General features: G+C 69.5%; 22 protein-coding genes. 15 read left to right on the top strand and 7 right to left on the bottom strand.

Annotation, left to right across the window (positions count from 1 at the left end):
• Positions 1-28: 28 nt before the first annotated feature.
• The 9 genes from ACFYUV_RS06825 to ACFYUV_RS06785 all read left to right on the top strand — a co-directional run bounded on the left by ACFYUV_RS06825 (position 29) and on the right by ACFYUV_RS06785 (position 13,016).
• Entirely contained in the window at positions 29-817 is a 789-nt protein-coding gene (locus ACFYUV_RS06825) for a glycosyltransferase family 2 protein (protein WP_387665816.1), read from the top strand.
• Positions 814-2,079, top strand: coding sequence for a 2-phospho-L-lactate transferase CofD family protein (locus tag ACFYUV_RS06820; RefSeq protein ID WP_387665813.1), 1,266 nt, complete (start codon positions 814-816; stop codon positions 2,077-2,079). Before ACFYUV_RS06825 ends, ACFYUV_RS06820 begins: the two co-directional genes overlap by 4 nt.
• The gene (locus tag ACFYUV_RS06815) at positions 2,076-2,777 is read left to right on the top strand and encodes an HAD family hydrolase (RefSeq protein WP_387665811.1); all 702 of its coding nucleotides are present in this window, start codon (positions 2,076-2,078) and stop codon (positions 2,775-2,777) included. The genes ACFYUV_RS06820 and ACFYUV_RS06815 overlap by 4 nt, the downstream gene beginning before the upstream one ends.
• Positions 2,770-3,546 carry an NTP transferase domain-containing protein gene (locus ACFYUV_RS06810; RefSeq protein WP_387665809.1) on the top strand — a complete coding sequence of 259 codons (777 nt, stop codon included), beginning with the start codon at positions 2,770-2,772 and terminating at the stop codon, positions 3,544-3,546. The genes ACFYUV_RS06815 and ACFYUV_RS06810 overlap by 8 nt, the downstream gene beginning before the upstream one ends.
• Positions 3,546-4,808 carry a glycosyltransferase family 4 protein gene (locus ACFYUV_RS06805; protein ID WP_387665806.1) on the top strand — a complete coding sequence of 421 codons (1,263 nt, stop codon included), beginning with the start codon at positions 3,546-3,548 and terminating at the stop codon, positions 4,806-4,808. The genes ACFYUV_RS06810 and ACFYUV_RS06805 overlap by 1 nt, the downstream gene beginning before the upstream one ends.
• Entirely contained in the window at positions 4,805-6,109 is a 1,305-nt protein-coding gene (locus tag ACFYUV_RS06800) for a lipopolysaccharide biosynthesis protein (protein ID WP_387665803.1), read from the top strand. The genes ACFYUV_RS06805 and ACFYUV_RS06800 overlap by 4 nt, the downstream gene beginning before the upstream one ends.
• A complete protein-coding gene (locus tag ACFYUV_RS06795) occupies positions 6,106-7,356 on the top strand; it encodes a glycosyltransferase family 4 protein (RefSeq protein ID WP_387665800.1) in 1,251 nt (416 codons plus the stop codon). The genes ACFYUV_RS06800 and ACFYUV_RS06795 overlap by 4 nt, the downstream gene beginning before the upstream one ends.
• Positions 7,357-7,995: 639 nt before the next feature.
• Complete coding sequence (locus tag ACFYUV_RS06790; RefSeq protein ID WP_387665798.1) at positions 7,996-9,993, top strand: carbohydrate binding domain-containing protein; 1,998 nt, start codon at positions 7,996-7,998, stop codon at positions 9,991-9,993.
• 128 nt (positions 9,994-10,121) lie between these two features.
• Positions 10,122-13,016 carry a carbohydrate binding domain-containing protein gene (locus tag ACFYUV_RS06785; protein WP_387665795.1) on the top strand — a complete coding sequence of 965 codons (2,895 nt, stop codon included), beginning with the start codon at positions 10,122-10,124 and terminating at the stop codon, positions 13,014-13,016.
• Here ACFYUV_RS06785 and ACFYUV_RS06780 read toward each other — a convergent pair.
• Genes ACFYUV_RS06780 through ACFYUV_RS06765 form a run of 4 tightly spaced genes read right to left on the bottom strand, consistent with a single transcriptional unit; the run spans position 13,009 to position 17,424 of the window.
• Positions 13,009-13,707: a TetR family transcriptional regulator gene (locus ACFYUV_RS06780; protein WP_387665793.1), complete on the bottom strand. Its 699-nt coding sequence runs from the start codon at positions 13,705-13,707 to the stop codon at positions 13,009-13,011. The genes ACFYUV_RS06785 and ACFYUV_RS06780 overlap by 8 nt on opposite strands.
• Complete coding sequence (locus ACFYUV_RS06775; RefSeq protein ID WP_387665791.1) at positions 13,704-15,974, bottom strand: xanthine dehydrogenase family protein molybdopterin-binding subunit; 2,271 nt, start codon at positions 15,972-15,974, stop codon at positions 13,704-13,706. The genes ACFYUV_RS06780 and ACFYUV_RS06775 overlap by 4 nt, the downstream gene beginning before the upstream one ends.
• Positions 15,971-16,960, bottom strand: coding sequence for an FAD binding domain-containing protein (locus ACFYUV_RS06770; protein ID WP_387665789.1), 990 nt, complete (start codon positions 16,958-16,960; stop codon positions 15,971-15,973). The genes ACFYUV_RS06775 and ACFYUV_RS06770 overlap by 4 nt, the downstream gene beginning before the upstream one ends.
• The gene (locus ACFYUV_RS06765) at positions 16,957-17,424 is read right to left on the bottom strand and encodes a (2Fe-2S)-binding protein (protein WP_387667458.1); all 468 of its coding nucleotides are present in this window, start codon (positions 17,422-17,424) and stop codon (positions 16,957-16,959) included. Before ACFYUV_RS06765 ends, ACFYUV_RS06770 begins: the two co-directional genes overlap by 4 nt.
• A 110-nt stretch (positions 17,425-17,534) precedes the next feature.
• Between ACFYUV_RS06765 and ACFYUV_RS06760 the strand changes: the two genes are divergently transcribed.
• Complete coding sequence (locus ACFYUV_RS06760; RefSeq protein ID WP_387665786.1) at positions 17,535-18,356, top strand: TetR/AcrR family transcriptional regulator; 822 nt, start codon at positions 17,535-17,537, stop codon at positions 18,354-18,356.
• 31 nt (positions 18,357-18,387) lie between these two features.
• Entirely contained in the window at positions 18,388-19,590 is a 1,203-nt protein-coding gene (locus ACFYUV_RS06755) for a cytochrome P450 (protein WP_387665784.1), read from the top strand.
• Between the two features lie 277 nt (positions 19,591-19,867).
• Here ACFYUV_RS06755 and ACFYUV_RS06750 read toward each other — a convergent pair whose 3' ends face one another.
• Both ACFYUV_RS06750 and ACFYUV_RS06745 read right to left on the bottom strand, forming a co-directional pair.
• Positions 19,868-20,083, bottom strand: a complete 216-nt coding sequence (locus ACFYUV_RS06750) for a DUF397 domain-containing protein (protein WP_033411412.1) — start codon at positions 20,081-20,083, stop codon at positions 19,868-19,870.
• On the bottom strand, positions 20,071-20,901 hold the full coding sequence (locus ACFYUV_RS06745; protein WP_387665781.1) for a helix-turn-helix domain-containing protein: 831 nt from the start codon (positions 20,899-20,901) through the stop codon (positions 20,071-20,073). The genes ACFYUV_RS06750 and ACFYUV_RS06745 overlap by 13 nt, the downstream gene beginning before the upstream one ends.
• Before the next feature lie 244 nt (positions 20,902-21,145).
• Here ACFYUV_RS06745 and ACFYUV_RS06740 point away from each other — a divergent pair, with 244 nt between their 5' ends.
• The 4 genes from ACFYUV_RS06740 to ACFYUV_RS06725 all read left to right on the top strand — a co-directional run bounded on the left by ACFYUV_RS06740 (position 21,146) and on the right by ACFYUV_RS06725 (position 22,523).
• Positions 21,146-21,634, top strand: a complete 489-nt coding sequence (locus tag ACFYUV_RS06740) for an ATP-binding protein (protein ID WP_387665778.1) — start codon at positions 21,146-21,148, stop codon at positions 21,632-21,634.
• Positions 21,635-21,692: 58 nt separating this feature from the next.
• Positions 21,693-21,902, top strand: a complete 210-nt coding sequence (locus ACFYUV_RS06735) for a hypothetical protein (protein WP_387665776.1) — start codon at positions 21,693-21,695, stop codon at positions 21,900-21,902.
• A gap of 62 nt (positions 21,903-21,964) precedes the next feature.
• Positions 21,965-22,171, top strand: coding sequence for a hypothetical protein (locus ACFYUV_RS06730; RefSeq protein ID WP_387665773.1), 207 nt, complete (start codon positions 21,965-21,967; stop codon positions 22,169-22,171).
• Between the two features lie 31 nt (positions 22,172-22,202).
• Complete coding sequence (locus tag ACFYUV_RS06725) at positions 22,203-22,523, top strand: hypothetical protein (RefSeq protein ID WP_387665771.1); 321 nt, start codon at positions 22,203-22,205, stop codon at positions 22,521-22,523.
• A gap of 693 nt (positions 22,524-23,216) precedes the next feature.
• Here ACFYUV_RS06725 and ACFYUV_RS06720 read toward each other — a convergent pair.
• Positions 23,217-23,714 carry a tyrosine-type recombinase/integrase gene (locus tag ACFYUV_RS06720; protein ID WP_387667456.1) on the bottom strand — a complete coding sequence of 166 codons (498 nt, stop codon included), beginning with the start codon at positions 23,712-23,714 and terminating at the stop codon, positions 23,217-23,219.
• Between the last annotated feature and the right edge of the window lie 55 nt (positions 23,715-23,769).

Below are 23,769 nucleotides of genomic sequence, written 5' to 3'. Positions count from 1 at the left end.
TTCACCCGAAGCCAGAGGAGGTGGAACCATGTTGACCTTTCCCCGCGGCCTCCCGACCTCTACCCGCACCATCGATGTCTCCGTGGCGGCGCCCGCCTACAACGAGGCGGACACCATCGCGGCCGTGGTCACCGAGTGGCGGGAGTACTTGGAGCGGCATCCGTCGGTCGGGGAGTGGGAGATCGTCGTCTGCGACGACGGCAGCGTCGACGCCACGAGCGCCGTCCTGGCCGGGTTGTCGGACGACTGCCCTCAGCTGGTGGTGGTCGCGTTCGAGCACAATCGCGGGGCGGGCGCCGCGATCGCCGCCGCCATCGCCCGCACCCGGTTCGACTGGGTCGTACTGCTCGACTCCGACGGGCAGTTTCCCATCGCGAACCTCGACCGCGTCCTGCCGAGGGTCCAGGCAGGGGAGGCCATGGCGTTCTCCGGTGCCCGGATCAGGAAGGCCGACGGCCTGGCGTACCAGTGGGGATCGGCAGCCAGCGGCGCGATCAGCAACCTGCTGCACGGCACGCGCTACCGCGATTTCAACTCGGTCTTCAAGGTGGTGCACGGCCCGCTGTTCCGGGCGCTGCCGCTGGAGGCGGGCGGGATGAACTGTTCGACCGAGATCACCGCGCGGGTCGCCGAGATCGGCCACCAGTGGGTCGAGGTCCCCATCGAGCATCGGGAGCGCGGCAGCGGCCGACGCGGCTGGCGGTTCTGGCGCGGCGCGTGCGACCGCGCCCTGTTCGTCGCCTATCTCGGCTACCGCCATTGGTTGCTGCGCCGAGGCGTCCTACGCACTGCCTCCGGCCCGGAGGAGGCGGGATGACCGTGGAACACCTCGAAGGAGCGGCCGCGGTGCTGTTCAGCGGCGGCCGCGGCGGGTCCAGCATCGCTCGTGGACTCGTACGAACGCCCGGGACGACCCTGTCGGTGGTGATCAACGGGTACGACAACGGCTCGTCCACCGGGATGCTCCGGCGCTACCTCCCCGGCATGCTGGGGCCGTCGGACTTCCGCAAGAACCTCCTGCTTCACCTCGACGCCGGCACACCGGCGCAGGCGGCCATGATCGCACTGCTGGAACACCGGCTACCCCCAGGGGCGACCTACCACGACCTCGCCGCCATCATCCGCGCGCTGGCGGCCCCGGAATCGGCGGAGGGTTCCCCGAGCGACGGCATCGGCGGTCATCAGGACCGGCGGATGTTCGCCGCGCTGCCGGCCCGGACGCGTGCCGAAGCGGTACGGGACCTGTCGTTCATGACGGGCCGGCTCGGCCGTGACCCCGAGGAGCTCGCCCTCGCCGGCTGCGCGCTGGGCAACCTGCTGTTCGCCGGGGCCTACCTGCGATTGGGCGAGGACTTCAACGCCGCGGTCCGCGCGTGCGCCGCGACCTTCCGGTCACCCGCCCGTCTGCTCAACGTGACGAACGGCGAGAACGCCTACCTGACCGCCCTCAAGCAGGACGGCCGCATCCTCACCGACGAGGCCGACATCGTCGCCCCTCAGTGCGACACCGCCATCACCGACCTGTACCTGCTGCGCGAGCCGGTCAGCCCGGAGCGCCGCGCCGAACTCCAGGCACTTCCCGCCGAACTCGTCCGGCCGGTTCTGGCCGGCGCGGCGGCCGAGGTGACGCTGAACCCCGAGGCGGACCGCGCGATCCGCGACGCGGACCTCATCGTGTACGGTCCCGGGACACCGCACTCCTCGCTGCTGCCCACGTATCTCACTCCCGGCGTCGCGGACGCCGTCTCCGACAGCCGGGCCGCCGCCAAGGTCTTCGTCGTCAACATCCATGACGACCACGACGTCCAGGGACTGGGCCCGCGTGCGCTGGTGCGGCGCACCCTGTCCTACCTGGGCGATCCGTACAACGAGCGGCGCACGGTGACTCACGTCCTGTGCCATCGGGCCACGTTCGTCGGCGCCGTGGACGGCGGCGGCTGGGAAGGGGCGCGCTGGGTCGTGACGGACCTGGAGGATCCCGAGCGCCCAGGCGTGCACTGCGGCCGGCGTACGCTCGCCGCCCTCGCGGGCATCGTGGGCACGACCGCCGGTGAGACGGCCCTGGTGAGGACCGTATGAGCGCGGCCCGCGTCCGGACGGACGCCCTGTCCGCCGACCTGGAGAGGCTGGTCGCCACCAGGCGAGTCTGGCTGTGCGACCTGGACGGCACGCTGGTGGACTCCTCCCCCGTCCACGAGGCGGCGTTCCGCGAGGCCATCGCCGAGATCGCGCCGGAACTGCTCCGCTCCTTCCGCTACGGCGACCACGCCGGGGCGAGCACCCGCGAGGTGGTGACCGCGCTGGGCGCCGCCCCCGCGGACGCCGCGCGGCTGATCCGGCGCAAGCAGGAGTTGTACCGCGAACGCGTCGAGGCCGGCATGGTGTCCCTCCTTCCCGGCGCCCGCCGGCTTCTGGAGCGCCTGACCCGCACCGGCCGCACGCTCTACCTGGTCACCAGCGGCAGCCGTGAGTCGGTGCGGCGGGTGTTGTCGGCCTGTGCCGTGACCGGCTGCTTCCGCGCGGTGCTGACCTCCGACGAGGTCGCTTGCGCCAAGCCCGACCCTCGGTTCTACCTGCACGCCTGCCGGCTGTGGTCCCTCGACCCGGCCGACTGCCTCGTGCTGGAGGACTCCGCCCACGGGGTGGCCTCCGCCCTCGGCGCCGGGCTGGTGACCCTCCAGGTCCACACGGCCCTGCCCGCCCAGGGGGCACTGCCGGTGCGGCACCTGGACCAGCTCGCCCACCTCATCGACGTGGAGACGGACGACAGTGAGTGACTTGCGTACCTGTGCGGTGATTCCCGCGGCCGGGCAGGGCAGCCGACTCGGCACGGGAATCCCCAAGATCATGCTGGAGATCGCCGACGGTGTGACCGTCTGGTCCCTGCTCCTGCGCCGCCTGCGGCCATGGGTCGAGCACATCCACGTCGTGCTCTCCCCCAGCGGAGAGGGCCCGTTCCGGCGGCTCGCGGCCGAGGAGATCGCCTGCGGGCGGGTCACCGTGAGCGTCCAGGCCACGCCCACCGGCATGGGCGACGCCGTCTTCGGCGCGGCCCCGTACTGGCTGGGGCACGACGCCATCCTGGTGGTCTGGGGCGACCAGGCGAACGTGTCAGCCGCCACGCTCGGACGGGTCGTGCGCGCTCATGCGCAGACGGCCTCGCCGGACCGGCCGGGACTCGTCCTCCCTCTGGTCCCGCTGCCCGACCCGTACGTCGAGTACGAGTACGACGCCGCGACCTCCACGCTGCCGCGCGTACGGATGTCCCGCGAGGGCGACCGGTGCCGTCCGGGCGGGCTCGGCGACGTCGGCGTCTTCTGCCTCGGCACCCGCGAGCTGACGGAGGCATGGGACCGTTTCCTGGCCGACGCCGTTCCCGGGGCGGTCACCGGCGAGATCAACTTCCTGCCGTTCCTCACCTATCTGTCCCGGCAGGGCCGGCCGGTGACCGCGGTGCCGGTCGGCGACCCGGACGAGGCGCGCGGCATCAACACCCCGGCCGATCTCGAGTTCGCCCGGACGGCCTACCTGCGGCGGGCGGACTGATGGACCGTCCGAGCCGGGTCTACGCCGTCTGCTCAGAGGTTCCCCCGGAGATCGTGGGAGGTCTCGGGCGGTACGCCGAGCGGATGATGGCCCCTCTCGGCGAATCCGGAATCCCGATCGAGGTGCTGGGGACGGCCGGACGACGCCGGGTCTCGCGGACGGAACGCTCCGGCGACCTCACGCTGCACAGGCTGGCATCGGCCGGCCTGGGCCTCGTCGGGAATCCCCGTCTTCCGCGGCCCCTGCGGCTGCTGGGCAGGACGGCCGGGCTACTCGTGTTCAACCTGCGCGCCGCCGCACGCGTCCTGCGCTCCGAGGCGGGCCGCTCCGGGCCAGGACGAGCCGGAGCGGTCGTCGCGGTGCACGACTGGATGAGCTGCCCGGCCGGAATCCTGTGCCAGGTGCTCGGCCGCCTGCCGGTCGTGTTCCACGTGCACACCCGCGAGCTCAACGCGGCTCCGGGACGGCGTCCCCGGCACGCCGTCGTGCTCGACGCGCTGGAGACGGCCCAGGCCCGGCTGGCGCGCCTCATCGTGGTGCCGAGCGCCGCGATGCGCGACGAGCTGACGGCGAGGGGCTGGCCGGCCGACCGGGTGCGCGTCGTGCCGCACGGTTTCGAGGATCCCGAGCTCCTGCGGCTGGCGGCCCTGCCCGAGGAGGAGCGCGACCGGATCCGCTCGGAGGTCCGGCGCCGCTACCTGCCCGGCGGCGAGGGCCGGCTCGTCGTCTTCGCCGGCCGCCTGTCGTCCCACAAGGGCGTCCACACCCTGGTACGTGCCGTACCCCGGCTCGTCGAGGAGCACGCCGGCACCCGGGTCGTGCTCGTCGGCGCCGAGCTCCCGCAGACCGACGACGCCGCCGTGCTGGCCCGGCTGATCGAGGAGACCGGCACCGCCGCCCACGTGGTCGCGGGGAACCGGTTCCTGCCGTCCGCCGAGGTGTTCGCGCACTTCCTCGCCGCCGACGTGTGCGTCTTCCCCTCCGTGTACGAGCCGTTCGGCCTGGTCGCCGTCGAGGCCATGGCGCTGGCCCGGCCTGTCGTCGTCGGTCCCGGCTACTCGCCGGAGGTCGTCGGCGACGGGGCGCTGCGCTGCGGCCACGACGATCCTGACGAGCTGGCCGCGCTCCTGCTGGGCTGCCTCGACGACCCCCAGGGCTCGGACCGGCTCGCCCGGCGCGGCGCGGCGTACGTGCGGGAGCACTACAGCTGGGCCCGGACTGCCGAGCGCACCCTGGAGGCGTACGGCGAGGCGACACGGTGACCCCGGCGCGGACGGCGACCGGCGTGCCCGCGCGGGTCGCCAGGCTCCTCGCCGTCCAGGGCCGTCCGGTGGGACCGGCTCTGGTGAACGCCTTCGCCAGCGGGATCTCGGCGGCGACCACACTGGCCGTGGCCTGGGGGCTCGGCGCCGCCGCCTTCGGCCGGTTCACGGTGGTCCTGTCGATCGGGTTGATCGTGGTCGTCCCCATGGTGATGGGCCTGCATTTCGTGATGTACCAGGAACTGCCGCGGGCCGAGCCCGCCGACCGCCCCGCCCTCGTGACCACGGCTCTGCTCTCCACGCTGGTGCTGGGGATCATCCTGTGCGGCGCGGGGCTGACGGCCGCTCCCGTCCTGACCGCCGTGTTCGGCGTCAACGTCCCCACGCTCTGCTTCGGGCTCGCCCTGGCGCTGTCCCTGACGGTCGCGTACCTGACCGAGAGCTTCCTGCGCGGGCTCGGAAGGTATGCACTCACCGCCGGCCTGAAGCTCGCCGTGGCCGTCGCCTACCTCGGCACGTCGGCGTACTGCCTGCTCGTCCCCGAGATCGGGGACGCCTACCTCTACCTCACCTGCCTCATCGCGTCGAACGTGCTCTTCGCCGTCGCCGCCACGGCGGGTTTCCGGGTCGTGCCGCGCCTCTGGTCGGCGGCGCTGGCGCGCACGCTGTACCGTCACGGCGCCTATCTGACCGCGCTCACCGCCCTCACCACCGTGCTGTTCGGAGTCGACGTGATCTTCCTGAACCACTGGGCGGCCCAGGCGGACGTCGGCGTCTACTCGATCTACAACAACTTCCCCAAGCGGCTGCTGGGGGTGCTGTTCACCGACGGCGTCGGCCTGGTGCTGCTCCCCACGCTGGCGACCATGCACAAGCCGACGGCCTTGCGGCGCATCGGCCGCCTGTCCCCGGCCGTCTTCGCCGTGACCGCGCTCGTCTCGTTCGCGGCCAGCGCCGTGTTCTTCCTGCTGCTGCGTGCCGACTACCCCTACTCGCCGGGGCTGATGGCGCTCTCGGCCGTGGGGATCGGCGTCCACACCGTCTTCAATCTGTACTCGCTCGCTCTGCTCATGGACGGGGTGCGAGGGGCCAGGGCCCTCATCGTCGCCCAGGTCGCGGGCACTCCCCTCGTGCTCGGCTGCCAGGCGGCGCTCATCGCCTGGCAGGGCCTGGCCGGCGGGCTGTGGGCGTTCGCGCTGTCCAACCTCGTCCTGGTCGCCCTCATCGTCGCCGTCTGCCGGCTGACGTACAGCCGGGCGGAGACCGTGGACGCCTGCCCCACCCCGGAGACGTCACCATGAGGATCGCCCAGATCATCACTCAGTTCCCGCCGAACATCACGGCCGGGCTCGGCCGCTACATCGAGGAGATCACCCCTCATCTGGCGGCCCGTCACCGGCTTGCCGTGTTCACGCTCAACGACGGCCGCCTCCCGGTGCACGAGCGGAACGGCGGGGTCACCGTGTATCGGCCCATGAGCCGCGTCCTCGGCGTGCTCGGCCGCCGCCGACGCCTCAACCGCACGCGCGGCACGGACGTCGTCCTGCTCGTGCTGACGGTCGTGACGAGCAACTGGCGGTACTTCCTGCGGCTGTGGCGCGCGGGGCGGGACGGGCGGCCCGACCTGGTCGCCGTCCACGACTCGACGAACTTCCTCGCCGGCCTGCTCTGCCACCATGTCCTGCGGCTCCCTGTGGTGCTCCACGTCCACACCACGGAGTACGGGGTGCACCGCGGGCGGAGCGACCTCGCGGGCGCGGTGTTCGCGGCGATCGAGCGGTGGCTGGCGCGCGTCGCCCGGCGCGTGATCGTCCCCACGCCCGAGGTCCGGGAGCAACTGGCCGCCTCCGGCTGGGATCGGGCGTCGATCGACGTCGTGTGCCTGGGTGGCACCTTCGAACGGCTTCTGGCCACCGGCGGCGCCCGGGACGGGCTTCGTGCAGGCGGCAAGGCCCTGCGCGCCAGGCTCGGGATCCCCGCCGGGGACCCCGTGCTGCTGTTCGTGGGCCGCCTCGAACGGCAGAAGGGCATCTACCAGATACTGGAGGCCATGCGGCCGATCGCCGCCGCCGTCCCGGGGCTGCGGCTGGTGATCGTCGGGGAGGGTGACCACTCCGGGGTCCGGCGGATCGTCGCTCAGAGCGGGCTGGACGGGCGGGTGCTCGACTCCGGCGGCTGGGTGGACCGCCAGGAGTTGCTGGAGTACTACGAGATGGCCGACGTCTGTGTCTTTCCCTCCCTCTTCGAACCGTTCGGCCTGGTGGCTACCGAGGCCATGGCGATGGCCAGACCGACGATCCTCGGCCATGGCTTCTCCAAGGTCTTCCTCGGCGACCGGGATCGGCCCGCCGTCCGGTTCGTACGCGCCGATGAGCCTGGCGACATCTCCCGTACGGTGATCGAGGTCATGACCGATCCGGACCTGCGCCGGGCACTGGCCGAGCGCGGCGAGCGGCTCGTCCGCGAGCGGCTGAGCTGGGCCCGCGCCGCCGACGAGACGCACGCGGTGTACAAGGCCGCCTTGCGGCCCGTCGTCTCGGACGGGTGAACCTCTCCCCCGAACAGAGCCATTGCAAGGACTTGCGACAGCAACGTTGCGGACCTCTCTGTGGTCACCGCAAGAGCTTTCCGCGCTCTTTGCAATGATCCACAATTACCTCTTCGGCTTCACGCGGACCGCTTCTTTCCCGTTACTTTTAGTCACCGACGCGCGCGGATGTCCGCGAAAAAACGGACACTTGATAGCAAGAGTGGCGAGATAGACCGAGAGGCATTCTGGAATTCTCTGCAAACTATTGCAATCCGGATGGCCACTGAGTAACTTCCAGGCAACACCTAGGAAACCTGAACATGGAGGCCCCTACGGTGTGCCCATCCCCCACCCCTCCGAGGGCGCCGCCCCCTCCCCCAACGCCCACGATGTCCGGGGCCGGGCGGCCAGTTCGTCTCCGTGTTCCGTTCTCAAGCACTCCGCAGCGGCGCGGAACGAGGACGACACAGCATCGTCACGGCGGCTCGTGTCGTCGAGCCGAAACAACCCGTACGCCTCTCGGCAGGCGTTTCGCATGGAAGCGGGCCAGGTGTTCGCCCACCCGGCCCGCCCTCACGGGATCCCGTCCTCAATCTGGAGACCCCCACCATGAGACTGTACAAAGCAATCGTTGCGGGCGCGTTAAGCGCGGCCGCGGTGGCGGCCACCGCAGTGGCGCTGCCGGTTCTCACCGAGGAGCCCGCCAACGCCGCCTCCGGCCCCGGCGTCACCGTCAACCTGTGGAACTGGAACTGGAAGTCGGTGGCCAAGGAGTGCACCGACGTCCTGGGCCCGGCCGGCTACGGATCGGTGCAAGTGTCCCCGCCGTCCGATTCCATGTCCAAGGGAGGCTCGGTCTGGTGGGACATCTACCAGCCCGCCCGGTACGACCTGACCAGCAAGTTCGGTGACCAGGACGCGTTCAGGAAGATGATCGACGCCTGCCACGCCGCGGGCGTGAAGGTCCAGGTGGACACGGTCATCAACCACATGACCGGGCAAGGCTCGACGAGCTACGGCGGCTACGGCTTCAGCAAGTACGACTACCCCGGCCTGTACTCCTCCCAGGACTTCCACCAGCCCCCCTGCGGCATCAACGATGCCGACTACGGCAACAACGCCTGGCGGGTGCAGAACTGCGAGCTCGTCGGCCTGTCGGACCTCAACACCGGTTCGGACCACGTGCGCGACCAGATCGCCGCGTACCTGAACAAGCTGATCGACCTGGGCGTCGACGGCTTCCGTATCGACGCCGCCAAGCACATGAGTCCCGACGACCTCGCGGCGATCAAGTCCAGGCTCAAGGGGTCGCCCTACATCCACCAGGAAGTCATCTACGGCCAGAACGAGGCGGTCCAGCCGAGCCAGTACACCGGCGTCGGCGACGTGGACGAGTTCGTCTACGGCCGCAAGCTCAAGGAGCAGTTCACCGGCCAGATCAAGTCGCTGCAGACCTTCGGCCAGAGCTGGGGCCTGTCGGTGGGCAGCGACAAGGCCATGGTCTTCGTGGACAACCACGACACCGAACGGGGCGACTCCACGCTCACGTACAAGTACGGCGCCACCTACAAGCTGGCCAACACGTTCATGCTGGCCTGGCCGTACGGCAAGCCCAACGTCTACTCCTCCTTCACCTGGAACGACAGGGAGGGCGGACCGCCGTCGGCCAACGGCGGGTTCGTCACCGACACCGACTGCTCCAACGGCCGCTGGACCTGCTTCGACCGCGAGATGTCCGGCATGGTGGGCTTCTACAACGCCGTCAGCGGCACCTCGGTCGGCAACTGGACCGACAACGGGAGCAACCTGATCGCCTTCAGCCGCGGCGACAGGGGCTGGGTGGCCATCAACAACGAGAACAGCGGCGTCACCCGCACCTTCACCACCGGCCTGCCCGCCGGGACGTACCCCAACGTCGCAGGCAGCGGCTCGGTCACCGTGAACGCCGGCGGCACGGCGACGGTCACTGTGCCTGCCAAGAGCGCCGTCGCCATCCGAGTCGGCACCTCGCCCTCGCCGACCGCGACCCCGACCGCGACTCCGACCCCGACGCCGACCCCGACGGGCGGCAGCACCGCGACCGTCTTCTACAAGACGAGCTGGAGCACCGCCAACATCCACTACGGCATCGGCGGCACCTGGACCACCGTCCCCGGCATCGCCATGGACACCGCCTGCACCGGCTGGAAAAAGAAGACCATCGACCTCGCCACCGCAACGACCTTCCAGGTCACCTTCAACAACAACAGCGGAACCTGGGACAACAACCACGGCAACAACTACACCCTCGGCACCGGCACCACCATCGTCAAGGACGGCGTCGCCACCGCCAACGCCACCGACCCCTGCCAGGGCACCAACCCCCAGAACACCGCCACCGTCTACTACTCCACCACCTGGAGCACCGCCAACATCCACTACGGCATCGGCGGCACCTGGACCACCGTCCCCGGCATCGCCATGGACACCGCCTGCACCGGCTGGAAAAAGAAGACCATCGACCTCGCCACCGCAACCACCTTCCAGGTCACGTTCAACAACAACAGCGGAACCTGGGACAACAACAGCGGCAAGAACTACGCCCTCGGCACCGGCACCACCACGGTGAAGAACGGCGTGGCCACCGCCAACGCCACCGACCCCTGCGGCAGCTAGACGACGCCGGGGCGTCTCGGCCTCGTCCGGGCCGGGACGACTCTCATCCCCCAACAGAAAGAACGGCAATGAAGCGCCTGTACTCAGCCGCGGCCGCGGCGATCATCGTGTTATCAACCCTGATACCGGTGACCGCAGCCCGTGCCGCGAACAGCGCCACCGTCTTCTACAAGACGAGCTGGAGCACCGCCAACATCCACTACGGCATCGGCGGCACCTGGACCACCGTCCCCGGCATCGCCATGGACACCGCCTGCACCGGCTGGAAAAAGAAGACCGTCGACCTCGCCACCGCAACCACCTTCCAGGTCACCTTCAACAACAACAGCGGAACCTGGGACAACAACCACGGCAACAACTACACCCTCGGCACCGGCACCACCATCGTCAAGGACGGCGTGGCCATCGCCAACGCCACGGATCCCTGCCAGGGCACCAACCCCCAGAACACCGCCACCGTCTACTACTCCACCACCTGGAGCACCGCCAACATCCACTACAGCATCGGCGGCACCTGGACCACCGTCCCCGGCATCGCCATGGACACCGCCTGCACCGGCTGGAAAAAGAAGACCGTCGACCTCGCCACCGCAACCACCTTCCAGGTCACCTTCAACAACAACAGCGGAACCTGGGACAACAACCACGGCAACAACTACACCCTCGGCACCGGCACCACCACCGTGAAGAGCGGCGTCGTAAGCGCGGGGGCGTCGGATCCCTGTGGGGCCGAGCCGCCGCCGGACACGACTCCGCCGACCGTGCCCACGGGCCTGACGGCGACCGCGTCGGGCACGAACGTCACGCTGACGTGGACGGCGTCGACCGACAAGGTGGGCGTCACCGGCTACGAGATCAGCCGGGCCAAGGGCGACGAGACGCCGGTCGTCCGATCCACGTCCGGCACGACGTACAAGGACTCCGGGCTGGACCCCCAGACGTCCTACACGTACAAGGTGCGAGCACTGGACGCCGCGGGCAACAAGTCCGCGTACACCGGTGCCGTCTCGGTGAAGACGGGCGACGGGCCGCCGCCGGCGTCCCCGGGGACTCCGCTCGGCGGCGATCCTCGCAAGGACTCCATCTACTTCGTCATGACGGCACGGTTCTATGACGGCGACACCTCGAACGACAGGGGCGGAAGCCAGAACATCAGGTCCGGTAACGCGACGAACAACGACCCGATGTTCCGCGGCGACTTCAAGGGCCTCGTCGACAAGCTCGACTACATCAAGGCCCTCGGCTTCTCCGCGATCTGGATCACCCCGGTCGTGCTGAACCGCTCCGACTACGACTACCACGGCTACCACGGCTGGGACTTCTACCGGGTGGACACGCGGCTGGAGACGCCCGGGAACACCTACCAGGACCTGATCAACAAGGCGCACGCCAAGGGCCTGAAGATCTACCAGGACGTGGTCTACAACCACAGCTCCCGTTGGGGCGCCAAGGGCCTGTTCGTCCCGCCCGTCTACGGCATCCGTGACGAGCAGTGGAAGTGGCTGTACAGCAAGAAGGTTCCGGGCCAGGAGTACGACCCGATGGTCGAGCACCAGGGCGACGACCCCGACATGACGGCCGCGCAGAACGAGATGGCCAAGGGACGGCCGTACAACGGCGACCTGTGGTCGACCGAGGAGCCCGCGGGCAACACCTGCAAGAACTGGGGGACCCCGACGCAGTGGTTCAGCCCCGAGGGCTACACCATCTACAACTGCCAGTGGCCGAGCCCGACCTCGGGCATGTTCCCGGCGAAGTACTACCACCAGTGCTGGATCGGCAACTGGGAGGGCGAGGACTCGCGCAGTTGCTGGCTGCACGATGACCTGGCCGACTTCAACACCGAGAACGCCGAAGTGCAGAAGTACCTCATCGACGCCTACAACCGGTACATCGACATGGGCGTCGACGGTTTCCGCATCGACACCGCCATCCACATCCCCCGCGTCACCTGGAACCGCCGCTTCCTGCCGGCGATCTATGACCGGGTGAAGGAGAAGTTCGGCGAGGAGAAGGCCAAGAACTTCTACGTGTTCGGCGAGGTGGCCGCCTTCGTCAACGACAAGTGGAACCGCGGTTCTGTCAACCACTCCGCGCAGTTCTACACGTGGAAGGAGCGCAAGGAGTACAGCGCCGACGACGAGAAGGCCGCGATCGAGCAGTACAACTACGAGGAGCAGCTCGGTACGGGCAACCAGCCCACCAGCACCAACGCCCGCCTGAACGGCAACGATTACCACGCTCCGGACCACTCGAAGTTCTCCGGCATGAACATCATCGACATGCGCATGCACATGAACTTCTCCGACGCGCAGAACGCCTTCAACAACGGCAAGGACTCCGACGACAGCACCAACGACGCCACCTACAACACCGTCTACGTCGACTCCCACGACTACGGACCCAACAAGTCGTCCAACCGCTACGCCGGCGGCACCGACGCCTGGGCCGAGAACATGAGCCTGATGTGGACCTTCCGCGGCATCCCCACGCTCTACTACGGATCGGAGATCGAGTTCCAGAAGGGCAAGCAGATCGACTGCGGGCCCACCTGCCCGCTCGCCACGACGGGCCGCGCCTACTACGGCGACAAGATCGAGGGCACCGTCAACGCGAGTGACTTCGGGGTGGTCTCCAGCGCGTCGGGACCCGTCGCGACCACCTTGAGCCAGCCGCTGGTCAAGCACCTGCAGCGGCTCAACCAGATCCGCCGGTCGATCCCGGCCCTGCAGATGGGGCAGTACTCGACCGAAGGCGTGACCGGGCAGATGGCCTACAAGCGCCGCTACACCAGCGGATCCACCGACAGCTTCGTCCTGGTCACCGTCTCCTCCGGCGCCACGTTCACCGGCATCCCCAACGGGAAGTACGTCGACGCGGTCACCGGGGACGTCAAGACCGTCACCGGCCAGACCCTGTCGATCGCCGCCAGCGGCAAGGGCAACGTCCGCGCCTATGTGCTCGACCAGGCCGGCAGCCCGGCTCCGGGCAAGATCGGAGCTGACGGGCCGTACCTCAAGTAGTTCCTTGAGAGATGGAGCGGGGAGCGCGCGGTAGTGCGCTCCCCGCTTTCGTCGGTCCCGGCCCGTTCAGCTGTGCGGCGGGCAGGGCTTCGGTCAGGTAGCGCTGCACGGTGGGGCCGGTGGCGGCCACCAGGTGGTCGGGCGGGGCGGAGGCGACGGGTTCGAGCTTGAGGACGTAGCGGATCACGGCCAGGCCGATGAGCTGGGTGGCGGCCAGGGCAGCCCGAGCAGGGGCCTCCTGTTCGTCGATGCCGAGGTGCTCGATCACCGGCCGTAGGACCTGAGTGGCGAGGAATTCGCGCAGGAGCCGTGCGATCCACTCGTTGTTCATGCTGGAGCTCAGCAACGCCGCGGCGGCGCTGCCGGCGGGAGAGCCCCAGATGTTCAGGACGGCCCGCACCAAGGCGGCGCCGAGCTCGGCGCGGGGTGCCGTCAGCACCTTCGGCATCAGGTCCGCCGGGTCGAACGGGGCGCTGACGCAGGCCAGGAAGAGCTTGTCCTTGGTGCCGAAATAGTGGTGAACCAGCGCCGGATCAACCTCGGCGCGGGTGGCGACGGCACGGATGGAGGCCCTGTCGTAACCCTTGTCGGCGAACAGGTGGCGGGCGGCGGCGAGGATCGCCTCCCGAGTGCCGGGGTTGCCGGGGCGGCGTCCGGCCCGGGGATGTGCCCCCGGGCTGTCGCGATTCACAGCAGTTTGTCGAGGGTGATGGGCAGGTCGAGGACACGCTTGCCGGTGGCGTGCCGTACGGCGTTGGCCACGGCGGCGGCGACGCCGGTGATGCCGACCTCGCCGATGCCGAGCAGGCCGAGCGGTGTGGTGGGGTCGGGCTCGTTCAGGTAGTGCACGTCGATGTGGGGGACGTCGGCGTGCACGGGCACGTGGTACTCCGACAGGCTCGGGTTCACGATCCGGCCGTCGCGGCCGTCGATCAGGGTCTGCTCCGACAGGGCCATGCCGATGCCCATCACGATGCCGCCGCGCAGCTGGCTGGTCGCCGTCTTGGCGTTGATCACGGTGCCGACGTCGAAGACGCCGAGCCAGCGCGAGACGCGTACCTCCATGGTGTCGGGGTCCACCCGGACCTCGCAGAACTGCGCGCCGGTGGCCGCCCGCACCTTCCGGCGTCGCTCCAGCACGGTGCGGGCGACGAAGCCGAGCATGCCCGCCTTGGACTCGGCTTCCAGGTGGTCGCGGCCGGCCGCGGTCAGGATCTCGGCGTAGGTCTGGCCGCCGCCGGCGTGGTGGAGGCCGCCGTCGCGGGCCACCAGGTCCTCCAGCTTTCGGCCGCGCAGGGGTGAGCCGGGGGCACGGCGGGCCAGGGCGAGTACGGACTTCTTCAGCTTGGCGCAGGCGTCGATCACGCCCGCCGCGGCGCTGGCGGTCTGCACCGAGCCGATCGCGCCGGGGCCGGGCGGCAGGTCGGAGTCGCCGTACTCCACGCGTACGGACTCCAGCGGGACGCCCATCTCGTCGGCGGCGATCTGGGCCTGCACGGTCGCGGTGCCCATGCCCATCTCGTGCATGCCGCTGCGCACGACGAGCGTGCCGTCGGCGCCCAGCCGGACGGTGACCTGCGCGGGCATGCGCATCGACGGATGGAAGGCGGTGGCCACGCCCATGCCGACCAGCCAGCGGCCGTCGCGCATGACGCCGGGGCGCGGGTCGCGCTCGCTCCAGCCGAACCGCTCGGCGCCCAGCGCGTACGCCTCCTTGAGCATGCGGTGGGTGAACCGCTGGCCGCCCACCGGGCCACGCTCGGGCTCGTTGCGCATGCGCAGTTCGATCGGGTCCATGCCCAGTTGCCAGGCGAGTTCGTCCATGGCCGATTCCACGGCGAAGGTGCCGATGGACTCGCCGGGGGCGCGCATGAAGGTGTTGGGCAGCAGGTCGAGCTGGACGACGTTCTGGGCCAGGTGGATGTTGGGGGCTGCGTACAGGTGGTGGGAGGCCGCGGTGATCGGCTCGGGCATGCCGCCGATCCTGGCGGTCCTGGAGACGCTGGTGTGGATCAGCGCGGTCAGCCGTCCTGTCGCGTCGGCGCCGAGCGCGACCCGCTGCGTGCTGGGGGTGCGGCCGCCGACGGTGTGGTAGACGCCCGCTCGGGTGAGCGCGAGCCGTACGGCGCGGCCGGTCGCCCGTGCGGCCAGCGCGGCCAGCAGGGTGCCGGCCCAGGCGCGTGACTTGCCGCCGAACGCGCCGCCGACGTACGGCGACAGGATCCGGACCGACGTCTCCGGCACCCCGAACCGCTGGGCCAGGTGTTTGCGCAGCCAGGGGATGTTCTGCGCGCCCTCGTGCAGGGTCAGGTGGTCGCCGTCCCACACTGCGGTCGTGGCGTGCGGCTCGATCGCGTTGTGGTTGTACGGCGGCGTGCTGAAGCGCAGGTCCACCGAGACGGGCGCGGCGGCCAGCGCGGCGCGCGCGTCTCCCTTGTCGGCTCCGCTCTCCATGATCGGGATGCCCCTTTCGGGGACGGCGTTCGGCTCTTCGGCGGCGAAGTCCACCGTGGCGGGCAGTTCCTGGTAGGACGGCCGTACCAGCGAGGCCGCGTACCGTGCCGTCTCGGGCGTCTCGGCGACCACGACCGCGATCGGCTGGCCGTTCCAATGCACCTCGTCGGTGGCCAGGTAGTTGACCGACGTGCCCGAGGCGATCGAGCTGAGGTCGAGGAAGCTCATCTTGGGCGCGGGCTTCATGGCCGGGGCGTTCTCGTGGGTGAGCACGTCGATCACGCCGCGCACCGCCCGTGCCGCCGCCGTGTCGAGGGCGGTGATGCGGCCGCGCGCGATCGTGGCGTGCACGAGCGCTGCGTAGGCCAGGTCCGGGTAGGGGAACTCGGCGGCGAAGCGGGCCTGGCCGGTCGTCTTGGCGGGGCCGTCGCGCCGGTCGACGCCCTGGCCGACGTACTTGGATGTACCGGTCGCGGGCTCTGTCTCGGCGTACTTGATGCTCATCGAGCTGCCTCCTCGTTCAGCTCGCGCAGCGTGGCCACGATGGTGGAGACGGCCAGGGTGGTCTTGAACGCGTTTCCCTGCCGTACGGCAGCAGCGGCCAGCTCGGCCTCGGCCGCCCGCCGGAAGGCCGCCTCGTCGGCGAGGCCGCCGAGCAGGATCCGCTCCGCCTCGCGGGCCCGCCAGGGTTTGGGGGCGACGCCGCCCAGCGCCAGCCGGACGTCCGTAACCGTGCCGTCGCGCACTTCCAGCGCCGCCGCCACCGAGACCAGGGCGAAGGCGTAGGAGGCGCGGTCGCGGACCTTGCGGTAGCGGGAACGGGCCGCGACGGGAACGGGCGGCAGCTCGACCGCCGTGATCAGGTCACCGGCCTCCAGCGACGTCTCGACCTGCGGAGTGTCGCCGGGCAGCCGGTGCAGGTCCGCCAGCGGGACGCGCCGCGTGCCGCCCACGCCATGCACCTCCACCACGGCGTCCAGCGCGGCCAGCGCCACGCACATGTCGGACGGGTGGGTGGCGATGCAGTGCTCGCTCACGCCCAGGATCGCGCAGCCGCGGTTGAACCCCTCCAGCGCGTCGCAGCCGCTGCCGGGCTCGCGCTTGTTGCAGGCCGAGGCGGTGTCGTAGAAGTAGGGGCAGCGGGTGCGTTGCAGCAGGTTGCCGCCCACGGTGGCCATGTTCCGCAGCTGGCCGGAGGCTCCCGACAGCAGCGCCTGCGACAGCACCGGGTAGCGGGTGCGCACCCGCCGGTCGGCGGCGAGGGTGCTGTTGCGCACCAGCGCGCCGATCCGCAGCCCGCCGCCGGGCAGCTCCTCCACCGTGTCGTACGGCAGGCCGGTGACGTCCACGAGGGTGTCGGGCCGCTCGATGCCCTCGCGCATCAGGTCGACCAGGTTGGTGCCGCCGCCGAGGAACTTCGCGCCCGGTTGGGCGGCGGCGTGGAGGGCGGCCTCGGTGTCGAGGGGTTTGAGGTAGGCGAACGGCCTCATCGGGTCTCCTGCGCAACGTCCATGATCGCGTCCACGATGCCGTTGTAGGCGCCGCAGCGGCACAGGTTGCCGCTCATCCGCTCCCTGACCTCGGCCTCGCTCAAGGCGCCGGAGTCGGCCACGGCGCTGGGCATCCCTGCGGCGTGCTCGGCCAGCATGCCGATCGCCGAGCAGATCTGGCCCGAGGTGCAGTAGCCGCACTGGAAGCCTTCATGGCGGATGAACGCCTCCTGCAGCGGATGCGCCACGCCCTCGATCGTGGTGATCTCGCGGCCGTCGTACTGGACCGCCAGCGCCAGGCAGGAGTTGATCCGCACGCCGTCGGCCAGCACCGTGCACGCGCCGCAGGCGCCCTGGTCGCAGCCCTTCTTCGGCCCTGTCACGCCGAGCCGCTCGCGCAGCGCGTCCAGCAGGCTGACCCACGGCTCCACCTCCAGCGAGGCGGCGGAGCCGTTCACCTTCATCCGTATCTCAGCCACGCGCTTCTCCTGCCGAGTCCAGCTTTGGAACTTCAGTTAATGTTATGATTATCAGTGTGTCACAGCGAGACGATGGCGGTCCAGAGGAGGCGAGGATGCCGGACACCGACGGCCGCGTTCCCGTCGACCTCGTGCAGGCCGCCCTGCGGGCCGCCGAACGGCTGGGCAAGGACGTGGCCGACGTGCCCGTCCTGGCGATCGCCCAGGAGGCCGGCGTCTCCCGCAGCACTCTGCTCCGCCGTGTCGGCGGCACCCGCCAGGCCCTCGACGCGGCGGTACGCGCCGCGGGGGTGGACCCCGGCGGGCAGCGCCCGGTCCGCGAACGCGCGATCGAGGCGGGCGCCCGCCTGATCGGCGAGCACGGCCTGGCCGCCCTCACCCTCGACGCGGTCGCCACCGCCGCCCGCTGCTCGCTGCCCAGCCTGTACGTCACCTTCGGCGGCCGGGACGAGCTACTGCGGGCCATCTTCGAACGCCACATGCCGCTCCTGAATATCGACGACGTGATCACCGGCACGCCCGCCGACCTGAGCGAGACCGTGAACCGGATCTACCTGCTGCTGGCCGAAGCGCTCACCCGCGAGCCCAGGGTGATGCCGGCCATGCTCGCCGAAGCGCTGGCCCGCCCGGGCGAGCCCGCCCTGCGGCGCCTGCTGGAGCACTTCACCCCCCGCAAGCTCGCCGGCCTCGGCGGATGGCTGGCCGACGAAATGGCCACCGGACGCATCCGCCCGTTACCGCTGCCGCTGCTCATCCAGCAACTGATCGCCCCGGCCGTGATGCACTTCGTGCTGCGCCCGGCCATCGACCAGGTCCCCGGCTTCGACCTGCCCAGCGTGGAGGAGACCTGCGCGGTCTTCTCCGAGGCGTTCCTGCGCGCCGTCGCCACCCCCGCAGCCGGGATCGAGCATACGTAGGCCCCACCCACCACCTCGCAAGGAGCAGACCATGACCGAAGCTCCACATCTGCCGATCCAGATGCGACGCGACGGGTTCGACCCCGTCGAGGAGCTGACCCGGATCCGCGACGGCGAAGGCGTCGTGCAGACGATGACACCGTTCGGCGTGCCCGCCTACCTGCTGTGCCGCTTCGACGACGTCCGCCAGATGCTGTCGGACCCGGTCCGGTTCAGCAGCAACAGGCCCGCCCCATTCACCCTGCGCGCCGGAAGTGAGGTCAGTCAGGAGGAGCAGGCCCGGCTGCGAGCCGGCAACCTGATCGGATTCGACCCGCCGGAGCACACCCGGCTACGCAAGATGCTCACCGCCGAGTTCACCATGCGCAGAATGCGCCGGCTCGAACCACGCATCACCGAGATCGTCGAAGCCGCCCTGGACGACCTGGAGCAAGCCGGCCAACCGGCCGACCTGGTCGCGCACTTCGCGCTGCCGGTGCCGTCCCTGGTGATCTGCGAACTGCTGGGCGTGCCCTACTCCGACCGCGGCGAGTTCCAGGCCCGCTCCGCCCGCATGCTGGACATGTCATCGCCGATGGAGGAGCGGCTCGCGGCATCGCAGGAGAACCGCGCGTACATGGCCGGCCTGGTCGCCAAAGCGCAGGCGCACCCCGGCGAGGACATGCTGGGCATGCTCGTCCGCGAACACGGCGACGACCTCAGCACCGACGAGCTCATCGGCATCTCAGGCCTGCTGCTGATCGCCGGGCACGAGACCACCGCCAACATGCTCGGCCTGGGCGTCCTGGCCCTGCTACGCCACCCCGACCAGCTCGCCCTGGTCCGCGACGATCCCGCCCGGATCGAACCGGCCGTGGAGGAGCTGCTGCGCTGGCTGTCCATCCTGCACACGATGCCGCCCCGCATCACCACGACCGACGTGGAGATCGCCGGGCAGACCATCCCCGCAGGCTCACTCGTGACCGCCTCCCTGCCCGCCGCCAACCGCGACCCCGCCTTCATCGACAACCCCGACCGCCTCGACATCACCCGCGGAGACCTCGGCCACCTCGCCTTCGGCCACGGAGTCCACCACTGCCTCGGCGCGCCGCTGGCCCGCGCGGAGATGCGCATCGCCTTCCCCGCCCTGTTCCGGCGCTTCCCCCGCCTCGCCCTGGCCGACCCGTTCGACCAGGTCGAGTACCGCACCTTCAACGCCATCTTCGGCCTGAAGTCACTGATGCTCACCTGGTGACATGGCAGGCGCGGGAGGAACTCTTTTCGCGTCTGAATCAACGGGCTGTGAGCAGGCGTTAAGAGAAGACGTGATGATCGGCGGGACGGCGTGTCGGCGAGGCCGCGTCCAGGGACGACGTCGGCGGTGGCACGTGCCGTGTCAGGTGGAGGGGATGCGGATCACACGGTCGTCGTCGGCGGCAGGCCGCCCGCAAGATGGCCACGATCGCGTGGAAGGCCGGAGGGTCTTCGGCTAGTACCGAAGAGCCTCCGGCCGTCTCCCGTGACGGCATGTACTAGAAGTCGAACTCACCCTTCTTCGCACCATCGACGAACGCTGCCCAGACCGACGGTGAGACCACATACGGAGCGAGATCGAGGCGCTCCGTGTCGCGCAAGCCCACCCGGCCGTCAGGCAGGGGCGCCACTTCCAAGCAGTCACCGCTATCGCCAGAGCGGGTGGCCTTCCGCCATGCAGCGTTCTTGAGAAGTTCTTCGGTCAGTTCGTCCATTTCTCTGCCATCTCCCTTATGAGCTGCAGCGAAGCTCGACGGGGCAGGGCTTCGTTGTGCAGCATCTCGTACTTCAGCCTGACCTCGCGGACGCGTTCGCTGTCGGCCGTGATCTGGCCTGTGATGATGGACTCGAGGTAGACCATATCTGGCATCCCTGGCCCGCCAGCGAGAATGAAAGCTCCTTGCAAGCCGGTGGTCAGCCAGGAGTTGTGCGGGAGCACGCGGATGTTGATGCGGGGGTGCTCATCCAGGGCGGCCAAGTGAGCCATCTGCTCGGCCATCACCGCCTCACTGCCGGTCGGTCGGGTCAGGACTCCTTCATCCAGTATCGCCCATAGGGTAGGCCCCCTGTCACGCTGAAGTACACGCTGGCGTTCCAAGCGTGCGGCGACATTGTGTTCGACCTCGTCAGAGGTGATGGCGGGTCTGCCGCTGAAGATGGCTCGTGCATACTCCGGAGTCTGGAGCAGGCCAGGAACGATCAGTGGCTGCCAGGTTTGCAGGGTGTCTGCCTGCTGTTCGATCTCCGCCAGTTGAGCCAACCAGATGGGCCATCGGGTGGCGTATTCGACGGTCTCGCGCCAACGGGCTAGCAGCCCGCCATCTGCTCCAAGTGCAGAGTCGGCGGCGCGGACGAAGTCTTCATGCGCTGGGCGCTCTCCACGCTCGACCATGCTGATCTTCGATACCGACCAGCCGAGCATTGCAGCGAGTTCCTTTTGCCGCTTCCCTGCCGCTATGCGGTAATCACGAAGATGGGCACCGAATTCAACTCTCGGTGCTTTCAATTCGGGTTCCGGCTCGCTGTTTTCCATGGTAGAGAAGCCCCCTTCCCGAGAACACACGAGAAACGCACAGGCATGTGTAGTAGCACACCTGGTTCGTGCCTGGGAAGTGCTTTGCATTGGGACCATCACGCAGGCGTTTTCTGAGATGGTCTCCTCAGGCCAGCTTGAACCACGCTGACCAGCTACACGAAGCGGCGAGCAGACGTGTTAATCATTTCGCGCATTCTTCACGTAGAAGCAGCGGTGATCGGGAAGTAGCGAGGCAAATTCGGTGATCTATCCCACGACTCCCATCATCCACTTTGAGGAACTCGGATTCGCCCAGCTACCGTGCAGCGATCAGGCACCATATCTGGCACGGCAGACGGTTCGTGCGTGGCTGGGAACCGAGCGTGCCGCCTTCGAGATCGCAATGTTGGTGACCTCGGAGCTGGTCACCAACGCCGTGAAGTACGCCGACGCCACCACTGCTGACGGCTCCCCTGGGCAGATCACGCTCAAGTTGTCTCAGGACGAGTCCGTCCTGCGGCTGGTGGTGACCGATCCCGGTTCACGCTGTTCGGCACCGGCCCGCATCCCGATGCAGGGGCCGAATCTGCATTCCGAGCACGGGCGTGGGCTGGCGATCGTGGACAACCTGTCGCGCGGCCGGTGGGGAAGCCACCGACTGCCCAGTGGTGGACACCGCTGCGTGTGGTGCCACCTCGACCGGGAGCCCACCCCGGCGCAGCTAGAGGAACTCTTCCACGCCCCGATCTAGCCAGCGGCCGAGCCTCTCCCTGGAGTTCTGGCTGACATCAGAGAAGGGAACAGCTTCTGTGCGACGCCATCACCTGATCGTGCTCTTACCGCTGTTCATCACCGCCGGATTCGGCGGCTGGATCACCGCCTCCCCCGGAAGCGTGCCGCTCCCGGTCATCGTGGCGGTGCTCGTGCTGGGGCCGAGCGTCTTCGTCGTTGCCGTGCTCGGGCACCACTGGTGGACCCGCCGCAGACAGACCAACGACCGCTCCCTGTTCAGCCAGTGATCGCCTCGGCCCGCGATCCCCACCTAACGCTTTTTCCCATCTCTCGTACAGGAAGGCTTCCCATGTCCCGTGACAAAGTGCTCTCCGCGCTGGCGCTGCTCCTGACCGGTGGGTTCGTTGCCTTCGTTCTTTTGGCTCCCGCCAGCCTGGCGCGGCCGGTGTCCCAGGCGGTGCTCGGCGTCATCCTCTTCGGCGTCGTTGCAGTGATCGCGCGGAAGGTCTACCTCGCGCGGCGTTCGATCAGCCGCAACCAGCCCCCCGAATCCTGACCGTTCCAGCCCATCCTCGTGGGAGATCGTCATGCCCGAACCCATCCCCGCCGACGTGGCCGAGCAAGCCGCCACCTACCTCGCCGAGCTGCGAGTCTTGCTGGAGGAACGAGGCCTGCACGCCCGCCTTCTTACCCCTGCCGGGCTGATGCCGCGCCTACGGGTCATCAACCCTGACTGCGCCTCGCTGTGTGAGGTGGTCACCGCCGCGCCGCTCGATGGCGAGTGGAGCTTGTGGTGGTCCTGGGCCGAACAGATCACCGGTGTCGATGACATGGCCGCCGCTGTCGTACGGATCGGCCACGTGCTGACCCCGGCCGTACCGGCCGCCCGCCTGACCCCACAGGCGTAGACCGCCCCAGGGCGCGTGGCCCACCCGGGGCGCGAGCCCGGGAGGCGTCCTTCGCCGCCGCCGTACGGCGTCAGGGCACACACCCCGGCCCGACCGGCCGACGCCGGACGGGTCCCGAGCCCTGTCAGCCACAGCAGCTGAGCGGGCGGATCCCTGTGGCTGACAGCGCCCTTACCCGGCCACGTCCGAGAAGCCGGGTGAGGGCACCCCCGACTTCTCGCGAGCATGCCGGACCGGGCCCAGGCGGGCCGGTGCGCTCCCGAGATAGCGGTGACCGCGAACGCCTCACGCGCGAGCGCGGACGCGGTCGCCTCAGGGTGGCCGGCCGGAAGAGGACAACGGCCAGCCACCTCCCGAAGGCGATCACGGCGGGTGCCCCCGTCCGCCTGATCGTCGCCAGGGCGGCCCCTTACGGGGAGGAGAGCGTCGCGGCAGCGGAGGCCGTGACGCGAGGGGCCGCCCACCCCCGCAATCGTCCGGCGGCAAGCACCTCCCTTCCCAAGGATGCTGCCGCCGGACCCGGCCTTCGGGAAGGCGTCCGCCGTGGGTCACGAGCAGCGGCCGGGCGCATCATCCCCGCCCGAAGGACCCGACTTGCGATGAGAAGTGGAAGAGAGCGGAGGCCGCTCCCCCTGTGCGGCTGACCGGCCTCCGCTTACATCTCGTCCTTCCTGCCCTGATGAGGCGATACAGCTAGCTGGTTGGCCTGGTCGGCAGGGGCACTACTGACCCACCGGCCTGTCCCACCTCGGCGTTGGACCGGGTTCGGGTTGTGCTCGGCCGGGGTGGGACCGGCCGGGGCGCGGGCACCGGCGATCCTGTCAGGAACGCGGCGGTCGCCTCGGCCGCGGCTGCGGCGGCTTCGGGGTAGACGCTGGTGTAGGTGTCACGGGTGAAGGACGCGGTCTTGTGCCCCAGAGCCTCCTGCACGAGCTTGATGTCCACCCCGGCCGCCAGCATCGCGGTGGCCGCCAGATGGCGCAGGTCGTGCAACCGGATCGGCGGCAGCCCGGCCTGGTAGCAGATCTGGTAGAAGCGATCGGTCACATGCTGAGGGTGCAGAGGCCGGCCGAGCTCGTCGGTGAAGACGAACCCCGACTCGACCCAATCCTCGCCCGCGGCCAGCCGTTCTTTCGCCTGCCGCGTGTGGTGTTCCTTCAGCAAGGCCATGCTCTCGGCGTCGACGGCGATCTCGCGGTCGCTGGAGTCCGTCTTCGGTGTCCCTTGGATCGGGTCCCAGCCGAGC

The sequence above is a fragment of the Nonomuraea sp. NPDC003560 genome (genome assembly GCF_042878785.1).
Classification (GTDB): domain Bacteria; phylum Actinomycetota; class Actinomycetes; order Streptosporangiales; family Streptosporangiaceae; genus Nonomuraea.
This window is presented reverse-complemented; position numbering and strand designations above follow the sequence as displayed.